This is a genomic window from Streptomyces viridochromogenes, assembly GCF_001270495.1.
GTDB lineage: Bacteria > Actinomycetota > Actinomycetes > Streptomycetales > Streptomycetaceae > Streptomyces > Streptomyces viridochromogenes_A.
The window spans coordinates 210235-222405 of the sequence record NZ_LGUR01000117.1 but is presented as its reverse complement, the minus strand read 5'-3'; the positions used below and the strand labels follow the sequence as shown (position 1 = coordinate 222405).

General features: G+C 70.1%; 7 protein-coding genes. All 7 read left to right on the top strand.

The genetic code is table 11. The features are described from left to right. Positions 1-93: 93 nt before the first annotated feature. The 7 genes from ADK36_RS13010 to ADK36_RS12980 all read left to right on the top strand — a co-directional run bounded on the left by ADK36_RS13010 (position 94) and on the right by ADK36_RS12980 (position 12124). Positions 94-1275, top strand: coding sequence for an ROK family protein (locus ADK36_RS13010; RefSeq protein WP_048579349.1), 1182 nt, complete (start codon positions 94-96; stop codon positions 1273-1275). Positions 1276-1387: 112 nt separating this feature from the next. Then, positions 1388-2911: a sugar ABC transporter ATP-binding protein gene (locus ADK36_RS13005; RefSeq protein WP_048579348.1), complete on the top strand. Its 1524-nt coding sequence runs from the start codon at positions 1388-1390 to the stop codon at positions 2909-2911. Beyond that, a complete protein-coding gene (locus tag ADK36_RS13000) occupies positions 2908-3927 on the top strand; it encodes an ABC transporter permease (protein ID WP_048579347.1) in 1020 nt (339 codons plus the stop codon). The genes ADK36_RS13005 and ADK36_RS13000 overlap by 4 nt, the downstream gene beginning before the upstream one ends. Before the next feature lie 50 nt (positions 3928-3977). Further along, the gene (locus ADK36_RS12995; protein ID WP_048579346.1) at positions 3978-5015 is read left to right on the top strand and encodes a substrate-binding domain-containing protein; all 1038 of its coding nucleotides are present in this window, start codon (positions 3978-3980) and stop codon (positions 5013-5015) included. Positions 5016-5705: 690 nt separating this feature from the next. Continuing rightward, positions 5706-7004: a Gfo/Idh/MocA family protein gene (locus ADK36_RS12990; protein ID WP_053197542.1), complete on the top strand. Its 1299-nt coding sequence runs from the start codon at positions 5706-5708 to the stop codon at positions 7002-7004. 38 nt (positions 7005-7042) lie between these two features. Then, complete coding sequence (locus ADK36_RS12985) at positions 7043-8041, top strand: sugar phosphate isomerase/epimerase family protein (protein WP_053197540.1); 999 nt, start codon at positions 7043-7045, stop codon at positions 8039-8041. Between the two features lie 357 nt (positions 8042-8398). Continuing rightward, a complete protein-coding gene (locus ADK36_RS12980) occupies positions 8399-12124 on the top strand; it encodes a ThuA domain-containing protein (RefSeq protein WP_053197538.1) in 3726 nt (1241 codons plus the stop codon). The last annotated feature ends 47 nt before the right edge of the window (positions 12125-12171 follow it).

Sequence of the window (12171 nt, the reverse complement as noted above, 5' to 3'; positions counted from 1 at the left end):
CCGCTGCTACGTTCCCCTCGAAAGCAGGTCACCGAGGTGGCCGAAATCCGGCGCGCACAGGCCGAATGAGGCGGGGAGGGGCTCGTGAGACGTATGACGGCGCGACCCGCGAACGCCCATCAGGCCCGACTGCTCAGGCTGTTGCGCGACGGCGGACCCAACTCCCGGGCCCAGCTGGGCGATCAGATCGACCTCTCACGGTCCAAGCTGGCCGTGGAGGTGGACCGTCTGCTGGAGACGGACCTGGTGGTGGCCGACGGACTCGCCGCCTCGCGCGGCGGCCGCCGCTCCCACAACGTCCGGCTCAACCCCGGGCTGCGCTTCCTCGGCGTCGACATCGGCGCGACCTCGGTCGACGTCGCCGTCACCAACGCCGAACTGGAGATCCTGGGACACCTCAACCAGCCCATGGACGTACGCGAGGGACCGGTCGCGGTCTTCGAGCAAGTCCTGTCCATGGCCGCCAAGTTGAGGGCCTCCGGGCTCGCGGAGGGGTTCGACGGCGCCGGCATCGGCGTCCCCGGACCGGTCCGCTTTCCCGAGGGTGTCCCCGTGGCTCCGCCGATCATGCCGGGCTGGGACGGCTTCCCGGTGCGGGAGGCGCTCAGCCAGGAACTCGGCTGCCCGGTCATGGTCGACAACGACGTGAACCTCATGGCGATGGGGGAGCGGCACGCGGGCGTGGCACGCTCCGTGGGCGACTTCCTCTGCGTCAAGATCGGCACCGGCATCGGCTGCGGCATCGTCGCGGGCGGTGACGTCCACCGCGGTGTCACGGGCAGCGCGGGCGACATCGGGCACATCCAGGCCGTGCCCGACGGCCGCCCCTGCGCCTGCGGCAACCGGGGTTGCCTGGAGGCCCACTTCAGTGGAGCGGCCCTCGCCCGGGACGCCGTGGAGGCGGCCCAGCAAGGGCTGTCGGAGGAACTCGCCTCACGGCTGGCGGCGAACGGCACCCTGACCGCTGTCGATGTCGCGGCGGCGGCCGCCGCGGGCGACGCCACCGCGCTCGACCTGATCCGCGAGGGCGGCAACCGCGTCGGCCAGGTCATCGCCGGACTCGTCAGCTTCTTCAACCCGGGCCTGGTGGTGATCGGCGGCGGGGTGACCGGCCTCGGCCACAACCTGCTCGCCGCGATCCGTACCCAGGTCTACCGCCAGTCGCTGCCCCTGGCGACCGGCAACCTCCCCATCGTCCTGGGCGAGTTGGGCCCCACCGCCGGAGTCATCGGCGCGGCCCGGCTCATCAGCGACCACGTGTTCTCACCCGCGTAAGCCACTCACTGCGTACGGCTCACCAGCACCGCACCTCGCACAGCGCTCAGCCCTGCCCTGCTCTGCCTCGCCCCGCCCTGAAACCGGCCCGCACGCCCGCCAAGGGGACCTCATGGCACCAGAACCACCGCTGCTCAGCATGTCCGGCATCACCAAGTCGTTCCCCGGAGTCCGCGCCCTCGACGGCGTCGCCCTCGACGTCCAGGCCGGTGAAGTGCACTGCCTGCTCGGCCAGAACGGCGCCGGCAAGTCCACCCTCATCAAGGTCCTGGCCGGCGCCCACCAGCCCGACACCGGCACCATCCACTGGCGCGGCGAACCGGTCACGCTCCGCTCGCCCATCGCCGCCATGCGTCTCGGCATCGCCACCATCTACCAGGAACTCGACCTCGTCGAGCATCTGTCGGTGGCCGAGAACGTCCACCTCGGCCATGAACCCACGGCCGCCGGCTTCGTCGTACGCGGAAAGGTAGCTCGGGAGTCAACCGCCCAGCTACTCAAGCGACTTGGGCATCCGGAGATCGATCCGGCGCGTCTGGTCGGGGAGTTGTCGGCGGCGCAGCAGCAGATCGTCTCCATGGCGCGGGCGCTCTCCCACGACGTACGGCTGATCGTGATGGACGAGCCGTCCGCGGCCCTCGACCCGGACGAGGTCGACAACCTCTTCCGCATCGTCGGGGACCTCACCGCCGCCGGAGTCGCCGTCGTCTACATCTCGCACCGGCTGGAGGAGATCCGCAGGATCGGCGACCGGGTGACGGTGCTGAAGGACGGGCGGGCCGTGGCGGTCGGGCTTCCGGCGAAGACGACGCCGACGCGCGAGGTCGTGGCGCTGATGACGGGACGCAATGTCGAGTACGTCTTTCCCGAGCGGCCGGCCAAGGACATGGCGGCGGTCGGGCAGCCGGTGCTGGAGGTCCGGGGACTCGCCCGGAACGGGGAGTTCGAGCCGCTCGACCTGAGCGTGCGGCCCGGCGAGATCGTCGGGCTCGCCGGGCTGGTGGGCTCGGGGCGCTCCGAGATCCTGGAGACGATCTACGGGGCGAGGAAGCCCGATGCCGGTCAAGTCCTGGTGGACGGGCGGGAGTTGAGGCCCGGCAGTGTGCGGGCAGCCGTGCGCGCCGGGCTCGGGCTCGCGCCCGAGGAACGCAAGGCACAGGCGCTGCTCATGCTGGAGTCCGTCACCCGCAACGTCTCCGTCTCCTCCATGTCCCGCTTCTCACGCGGCGGCTGGATCGACCGGGCCGCCGAACTGGGGGCCGCGAGGGCCGCGACCCGCGAGCTGTCGCTGCGGCCCGACAACCCGAACGTGCCGGTGCGCACCCTGTCCGGCGGCAACCAGCAGAAGGCCGTCCTGGCCCGCTGGCTGCTGCGCGGCTGCCGGGTGCTGCTGCTCGACGAACCCACTCGCGGCGTCGACGTCGGAGCCCGCGCCGAACTGTACGCAGTCGTGCGGCGGCTGGCCGACGAAGGCCTCGCCGTCCTGCTGGTCTCCAGCGAAGTGCCCGAAGTGCTGGGCCTCGCCGACCGCGTGCTGGTACTGCGCGAAGGGCGCGTCGTCCACACAGCACCGGCCCGTGAACTCGACGAACACCGCGTACTCGACCTCGTCATGGAAGGAAGCCCGGCGTCATGACGCAGCACGCCTCACCGCCCCGGGACAGCACCGGCAAGGTGCCGTCGGCCGGTGCACCGCCCGCCTGGCGCGGCCTGATGGCCCGCGCCGACGTGCGCACCCTCTCCCTGCTCGGCGTCCTCGCCGTCCTGATCATCATCGGCGGCATCACCAAGCCGGACGAGTTCCTGGACACCCGCAACCTCCAACTCGTCCTCACTCAGGCCTCCGTGATCGGCGTCGTCACCGTCGGCATGACCTTCGTCATCGTCTCCGGCGGCATCGACCTGTCCGTCGGCGCGATCGTGGCGCTCGCCTCGGTGTGGGCGACCACGGTCGCGACACAGGAGTACGGCTTCGTCGGCATCCTGTTCACCGCGGTGGTCGTCGGCCTGGGGTGCGGGCTGGTCAACGGGATGCTGATCGCGTACGGCGCGATAGTCCCGTTCATCGCCACGCTCGCCATGCTGGCCTCCGCGCGCGGACTGGCGCTCCAGATCACGGACGGCAAGACGCAGATCGTCACCGTGCCCTCTGTACTGGACCTCGGCGAGCGCGACGCCTATGTGCTCGGCATTCCACCACTGGTCATGGTGTTCGCAGTCGTGACGATCATCGGCTGGCTGATCCTGAACCGCACCACCTTCGGACGCCGCACGGTCGCCGTCGGCGGCAACGCGGAGGCGGCCCGGCTCGCCGGCATCGACGTCCGCCGCCAGCGGCTCTACCTCTACCTGCTGTCCGGACTGTGCTGCGGCATCGCCGCCTTCCTGCTGATCATCCTCGCCGGCTCCGGCCAGAACACCAACGGCAACCTCTACGAACTCGACGCCATCGCGGCCGCGATCATCGGCGGCACCCTGCTCAGCGGGGGCCGTGGCACCATCGTCGGCTCCGTGCTCGGCGTCCTGATCTTCACCACGATCACCAACATCTTCGCCCTGAACAACCTGCAGAGCGACGTCCAGCAGATCGCCAAGGGCGCGATCATCGTCGCCGCCGTGCTGGTCCAGCGCCGTACCGCGAGCACGACCTGAGGGCCGTACCGCTTCCCGCTCAGCAAGACCTGAGGAAAGGGTTCACCGCCATGCCAGAGCTCACCAGTCGCAGAGGGCTGCTCTTCGGATCCGCCGCCATCGGGGCGGGGGCCCTCCTCGCGGGTTGCACGAGCAACGAGTCCGGCGACGAGCCGGCCGCGAACGACCAGCCGGCCGCCGACGACAAGCCCGGCAAGGAGGTCACCATCGGCTTCGCCGGCCCGCAGGCCGACCACGGCTGGCTCAACGCCATCAACGACAACGCCAAGAGCCGGGCCAAGAAGTACTCGGACGTGACCCTGGAGATCACCGAGGGGTCGAACGACACCGCCGCGCAGATCGGCCAGATCGAGACACTGATCAACAAGAAGGTCGACGTCCTGGTGGTGCTGCCCGCCGACGGCAAGGCGCTCACCCAGGTCGGCCTGAAGGCGATGCGGGCCCGTATCCCGGTCGTCAACCTCGACCGGATCTTCAACTCCCCGCAGGCGTACCGCTGCTGGATCGGCGGCGACAACTACGGGATGGGCCTGAACGCCGGTCACTACATCGGCGAGAAGCTCAAGGGGAAGTCCGACGCCAAGGTCATCGAACTGGCCGGGCTGGACAACCTGGAGCTGACCCAGCAGCGCACCCAGGGCTTCGACGACGCCCTGAAGAACTACCCCAACATCAAGAAGGTGGCCCGTCAGGCGGCCGAGTTCACGGTCGAGTCCGGGCAGGCCAAGATGGCCCAACTCCTGCAGGCCCAGTCGAAGTTCGACGCCCTGTGGAACCACGACGACGACCAGGGCGTGGGCGCGCTGCGGGCCATCGAGCAGGCCGGGCGCGACGACTTCCTCATGGTCGGCGGTGCGGGCGCGCTGTCCGCCTTCCAGGCGATCAAGCAGGACAACGGCGTCCTCAAGGCCACCGTCCTGTACCCGCCGACCATGGCGGCGTCCGCCATCGACCTGGCCCGTGCGCTGGGTCAGGGCGACGGTGTCAGCGGCATGGCCGAGTTCGAGATCCCGGCCTCGATCACGCTCTACTCGGCGGTGGTCGACAAGGACAACGTCGACCAGTACATGCCCACCGGCTTCAAGTGAGGCGCACCCTGTCCGACGGGGCCGAGGCGTCCGTCGGGCAGGGCGGGGAGCGTCCAGCGGATCGAGCCGACCAGAGCGCGGCACCTGACCACGGGCCGACCGAGCGGGGTCGAGGACTTCGGGCGGTGGGGTCGTGGAGCCGAGTGGCCGTGTGGGCCGAGTGGCCCAGGGGCCGTGCGGCGGTGTGGCCGTATCTGAGCCGGGGACCGCGGTGGCCGGGGCCGGAGGAGCCGAGGCGGCCTGGGCCTGGGCGGCCGAGGTGGCCGGGACCGGGGCTGCCGGGGCGACCGGGCTTGGGCAGCGGAGGTGGCGGAGCTTGGGAGGCCGATGCCTCCGGACCTCCGGACCTCCGGACCTCCGGACCTCCGGACCTCCGGACCCCCGGACCTGCGGGCTTGCGGGCTTGCGGGGCCTCCGGACCTCGGGGGCTCAGGGCCTCGGGTGGTCGCCTTCGGAGCTCGGTGATCGAGCCTCGGGAGCCCAAGTGGCCGAAGCCGGGAAGCCGTTCGCCTGCGGCGGCCGTTGCCGTGGACCGGGCGGCGGCCAACGCCGAGGAACACCCAACGGCGACCGCCGCACCGCGACAGGCACAGCCGTAGCTCCGGCGAGACCCGGGCAGTGAGGACGGCACGATCCGCAGGACGCCCCCGCAACCCCCCACCGCGGCACGACGACGAGGAGGACTATCGCATGGGACAGCCGCAGCAGCCCGACGGGGCCGAGGCGCAGGCAAGGGCCACGGTCGCCGAGGCGGGCGGGCCCGGCCCCGCGGCCGAGACCGGGGCCGGGGTGTCCCCACCCGGCACGGCGGCCGGAAAGCGGCCGCTGCGCGTCGGCATGGTCGGCTACGCCTTCATGGGCGCCGCGCACTCGCAGGGCTGGCGCACGGCGGGCCGTGTCTTCGACCTGCCCCGCAGCCCGGTCCTGGCCGCGATCTGCGGGCGGGACGCCACCGCCGTACGGACGGCGGCCGAGCGGCACGGCTGGGCGGCGACCGAGACCGACTGGCGTGCCCTGATCGCGCGGGACGACATCGACCTCGTGGACATCTGCACCCCGGGCGACAGCCACGCCGAGATCGCGCTCGCCGCGCTGGCGGCCGGCAAGCACGTCCTGTGCGAGAAGCCCCTCGCGAACAGCGTCGAGGAGGCCGAGACGATGGTGACGGCGGCCGAAGCGGCGTACGCGCGCGGCCAGTTGGCGATGGTCGGCTTCAATTACCGCCGAGTGCCCGCCACCGCTCTCGCCCGCAGCATGGTCGCCGAGGGCCGAGTGGGCCGTCTGCGCCATGTGCGGGTGTCGTACCTCCAGGACTGGCTCGTGGACCCCGCGGCCCCGCTGACCTGGCGGCTGCGCAAGGAACTGGCCGGTTCGGGCGCGCTCGGCGACCTGGGCGCCCACATCATCGACCTCGCGCAATACCTGGCGGGGGAGCGGCTGACCGGGGTGTCCGCGGTGACGGAGACCTTCGTCAAGGAACGGCCGCTGCCCGGCGGGGCGGTGAAGGGGCTGTCCGCGGTCGCGTCCGAGGACGCCACCGGACAGGTCACCGTCGATGACGCCGCCCTGTTCACCGGCCGCTTCGCCTCCGGCGCCCTCGCGTCCTTCGAGGCCACCCGCTATGCCACCGGCCGCAAGAACTCCCTGCGCATCGAACTCAACGGCGAACACGGCTCGTTGGCCTTCGACCTGGAGCGCCTCAACGAACTCGCCTACCACGACGGCACGGAACCCCAGGTCCACGCCGGCTTCCGCCGCATCCTGGTCACCGAGCCCGACCACCCCTACCTGGACGCCTGGTGGCCCCCGGGCCACGGCCTCGGCTACGAGCACACCTTCGTCCACCAGGCCCGTGACCTGGTCCACGCCATCGCCGAGGGCCGGCAGCCCGAGCCCTCCTTCGCCGACGGGTTGCAGGTGCAGCGCGTGCTGGCGGCGGTGGAGGAGAGCGCCGAGAAGAACTCCGTCTACACCCCGATTGCGGTCTGAACCACACCCTGATAGCGGTCCGAGGAGGCTGACGCGCAATGCCGCGTACGTTCACGCTGTTCACCGGCCAGTGGGCCGACCTGCCGTTGGAGGAGGTCTGCCGGCTCGCCCGCGACTTCGGCTATGACGGACTCGAACTCGCCTGCTGGGGCGACCACTTCGAGGTCGACAAGGCCCTCGCGGACCCGTCGTACATCGACTCCAGGAAGGCGCTGCTCGACAAGTACGGCCTCAAGTGCTGGGCGATCTCCAACCACCTGGTCGGCCAGGCCGTCTGCGACGCCATCATCGACGAGCGTCACCAGGCCATTCTGCCGGCCGAGGTATGGGCCGACGGTGACCCGGAGGGGGTGCGCAGGCGGGCCGCGGACCGGATGAAGGACACCGCGCGCGCTGCCGCCGCCCTCGGCGTCGACACGGTGATCGGCTTCACCGGCTCCGCCATCTGGCATCTGGTCGCCATGTTCCCGCCCGTGCCGGAGTCGATGATCGAGCGAGGTTACGAGGACTTCGCCACCCGCTGGAACCCCATCCTGGACGTCTTCGACGAGGAGGGCGTGCGGTTCGCGCACGAAGTCCATCCCAGCGAGATCGCCTACGACTACTGGACGACCTGGCGGGCCCTGGAGGCTGTCGGGGGCCGCCCGGCCTTCGGCCTGAACTTCGACCCCTCCCACTTCGTGTGGCAGGACCTCGACCCCGTCGGTTTCCTGTGGGACTTCCGCGACCGCATCTACCACGTCGACTGCAAGGAGGCCCGCAAACGCCTGGACGGCCGCAACGGCCGCCTCGGCTCCCACCTGCCGTGGGGCGACCCGCGTCGGGGCTGGGACTTCGTGTCGGCCGGGCACGGCGACGTCCCCTGGGAGGACGTCTTCCGGATGCTGCGCTCCATCGACTACAAGGGCCCGATCTCCGTGGAGTGGGAGGACGCCGGCATGGACCGGCTCCAGGGCGCCCCCGAGGCGCTGGCCCGTCTCAAGGCATACGACTTCGAGCCGCCCAGCGCGTCCTTCGACGCCGCGTTCAACAACTGAACCGAGTACCCGGCGCTGGTCGGGGACGGGGACCGGACGCACCGCCGGCCCCCCCTCCGACCTGCGCGGATCCTGCTTTGTCCTGTGCTGGGAGAAAGGGCGACCGAGTCTGACGCAAGGGGTGTTCGCCCCGCACGGACGCGGTTACCGTCCCTGAAGTGTTCAGGACACACGGAAGTGTTCTTGACGCACGGATGTGCTCTTGACGCACGGAAGTGGTCATCGCACACGGAAGTGCTCAGGACACGCGGAAGTGTTCATGGCACAGCCACCTCCGGGGTGACGGCGCACCCCGGCGCCCGCACCGCACGTCTTCGCACCCACCCCGTACGGCCCACCCGTTCCCGGAGGGACTTCGTGCACAGAACCAGACTCAGAAGCACCCGCAACACCCCCAGGCGCCCCGGACTTCGCACCGCCGTCGCCCTGTTCACCGGCCTGCTCCTGACCGTGGGCGCCCCGGCGACCGTCGCCGGCGCCCACCCCGGCCACCCGGAACACGACGAACCGGCAGCCGCCGAGGGACAGTTCCAGCAGGTGCCGCTCGCCAAGGGCGAACCCGAGATGGGCGAGCCGATGTCGCTCGCCGTGCTCCCGAACCGCAGCGTGTTGCACACCTCGCGCGACGGCACGCTGCGCCTCACCGACCAGGGCGGCGTCACCAAGATCGCCGGCAAGATCCCCGTCTACAGCCACGACGAGGAGGGCCTCCAGGGCGTCGGCATCGACCCGGACTTCACCGACAACCGGGCGATCTACCTCTACTACGCCCCGCCGCTCGACACCCCCGCGGGCGACGCCCCGGAGACCGGCACCGCCGAGGACTTCAAGAAGTTCGACGGCGTCAACCGCCTCTCCCGCTTCGTCCTGAACGCCAACGGCACGCTGAACACGGCCAGCGAGAAGAAGGTCATCGACGTCGCGGCCTCCCGCGGCACCTGCTGCCACGTCGGCGGCGACATCGACTTCGACGCGGACGGCAACCTCTACCTGTCGACCGGCGACGACACCAACCCCTTCGCCTCCGACGGCTACACGCCGATCGACGACCGCGAGGGCCGCAACCCCGCCTTCGACGCCCGCCGCAGCTCGGCCAACACCAACGACCTGCGCGGCAAGATCCTCCGTATCAAGGTCGCCGAGGACGGCTCGTACACCGTCCCGGAGGGCAACCTCTTCGCCCCGGGCACGGACAAGACCCGCCCCGAGATCTACGCGATGGGCTTCCGCAACCCGTTCCGGATGAGCGTCGACGACAAGACCGGCATCGTGTACGTCGGCGACTACGGCCCCGACGCCGGTGCCGCGAGCCCCAGCCGGGGCCCGGCCGGACAGGTCGAGTTCGCAAAGGTCACCAAGGCCGCCAACTTCGGCTGGCCGTTCTGCACCGGCAACAACGACGCCTACGTCGACTACGACTTCGCCACCGGCACCTCCGGCGAGAAGTTCGACTGCGCCGCCCCGAAGAACACCTCGCCGTACAACACGGGCCTGGTCGACCTGCCGCCCGCGCAGGCCGCCTGGATCCCGTACGACGGCGGCTCCGTGCCCGAGTTCGGCAGCGGCTCCGAGTCCCCGATGGCCGGCCCGGTCTACCGCTACGACCCCGATCTCGACTCCGGAGTGAAGTTCCCCGAGGCGTACGACGGCGACTTCTTCGCGGGTGAGTTCGGCCGCCGCTGGATCAAGCGGATCGAGCAGAACGAGGACGGTTCCGTCGCGAAGATCAACGACTTCCCGTGGACCGGCACCCAGATCATGGACATGGAGTTCGGCCCCGACGGCGCGCTCTACGTCCTCGACTACGGCATCTCCTGGTTCCAGGGCGACGAGCACTCCGCGCTGTACCGGATCGAGAACGCCGAGGACGGCTTCTCGCCGATCGCCGAGGTGAGCGCCGACAAGACGTCCGGAGCGGTCGGCCTGAAGGTCACGTTCACCGGTGCCGCCAAGGACGCCGACTCCCCGGAGCTCACCTACAGCTGGGACTTCGGGGACGGCACCAAGGGCGAGGGCCTCAACCCCACCCACCGGTACAAGAAGGCCGGCACCTACACCGCCACCTTCACCGCCAAGGACCCCGAGGGCAACACGGGCAACGCCAGTACCCGGATCGTGGTCGGCAACACCGAGCCCAAGGTACGGATCGACGTCCCGGGCAACGGCGCCCTGGCCGAGTTCGGCAAGCCCGTCCCGTTCAAGGTGACCGTCACCGACCCCGAGGAGACGATCGACTGCTCCAAGGTCAAGGTCGTCTACAGCCTCGGCCACGACTCCCACGCCCACGAGCTGACCAGCGAGATGGGCTGCGAGGGCACCCTGAAGCCGCCCGCCGGTGACGGCGGCCACGACCCCAACGCCAACATCTACGGCGTCGTCGGCGCCAGCTACACCGACAGTGGTGCCAACGGTCAGGAGGCCCTCACCGGCACCGCCCGCACCGTGCTCCAGCCCCTGCACCGCCAGGGCGAGCACTTCACCACCCAGTCGGGCGTGTCGGTCATCGACAAGACCGGCGCCAACGGCGGCAAGACCGTCGGCAACATCAACGACGGCGACTGGATCTCCTTCACCCCCTACCGGTTCGACGGCCAGAAGAAGATGACCGTGCGGGCCTCCTCCGGCGGCGCGGGCGGCTTCATCGAGCTGCGCACCGGCTCGCCCGACGGACCGCTGCACGGCTCGGCGTACATCCCGCCGACCGGCGGCTGGGAGACCTTCCAGAACCTCGACGTCCCGCTGCGGGCCCTGCCCAAGCGCACCACGGAGATCTACCTGGTCTTCAGGGGCGGCGAGGGCGCGCTGTACGACGTGGACGACTTCGAGTTCTCCACCCAGCCGTTCAAGGGCGGCAAGAAGGTCCTGGTCTTCTCCAAGACCGCCGGTTTCCGCCACGACTCCATCCCGGCCGGCATCACCGCCCTGAAGGAGCTCGGTGCCCCGGCCGGCATCACGGTCGACGCGACCGAGGAGGCCCGGCAGTTCACCACGACCAACCTCGCCAAGTACGACGCGGTGGCCTTCCTGTCCACCACCGGTGACGTGCTGAACGCCGATCAGCAGAAGGCGTTCGAGGACTACGTGGCCGGCGGCGGTGGATACATGGGCATCCACGCCGCAGCCGACACCGAGTACGACTGGGCGTTCTACGGCGGCCTCGTTGGCGCCTACTTCGACTCGCATCCGGCCATCCAGAAGGCCACCGTGCGCGTCGAGGACCACGACCATCCGTCGACCGCGCACCTGGGCGAGACCTGGGAGCGCACCGACGAGTGGTACAACTACCGCACCAACCCGCGTGAGCAGGCCAAGGTCCTCGCCACCCTCGACGAGACCACCTACCAGGGCGGGAACATGAAGGGCGACCATCCGATCGCCTGGTGCCAGAGCTACGGCGGCGGCCGGTCCTTCTACACCGGCGGCGGCCACACCAAGGAGTCCTACGCCGAGGAGGCCTTCCGGGCCCACCTGCTCGGCGGTCTGCAGTACGCCACCGGTCAGGTGAAGGCGGACTGCAAGCCGAGCAAGGACTACCGGAAGATCTTCAACGGCCAGACCCTGGACGGCTGGAAGCAGGCCGGCCCCGGCAAGTTCAACGTCAAGGACGGCACCCTGGAGTCCGAGGGCGGCATGGGTCTGCTCTGGTACCAGGCCAAGGAGCTGAAGTCGTACTCCCTCAAGCTCGACTGGAAGATGCAGGGCGACGACAACTCCGGGATCTTCGTGGGCTTCCCGGCTTCCGGCGACCCCTGGTCCGCGGTGAACAAGGGCTACGAGGTCCAGATCGACGCCACGGACGCGCCCGAGCGCACCACGGGATCCGTCTACTCGTTCAAGTCGGCGAACATCAAGGCCCGTGACCAGGTCCTGCGTCCGCCCGGCCAGTGGAACTCCTACGAGATCAAGGTCCAGGGCGAACGCCTCCAGGTGTTCCTCAACGGAGTCAAGATCAACGACTTCACCAACAAGGACCCTGAGCGGAGTCTGACCGACGGTCACATCGGCCTCCAGAACCATGGCGCCGACGACCAGGTCTCCTTCCGCAACATCCAGTTGAAGGAACTGCCCACGACGGGCGGCTGAGCGGGCGGCGGGCGGGGGACGCCGGACCCCCGCCCGCCGTCTTTGTC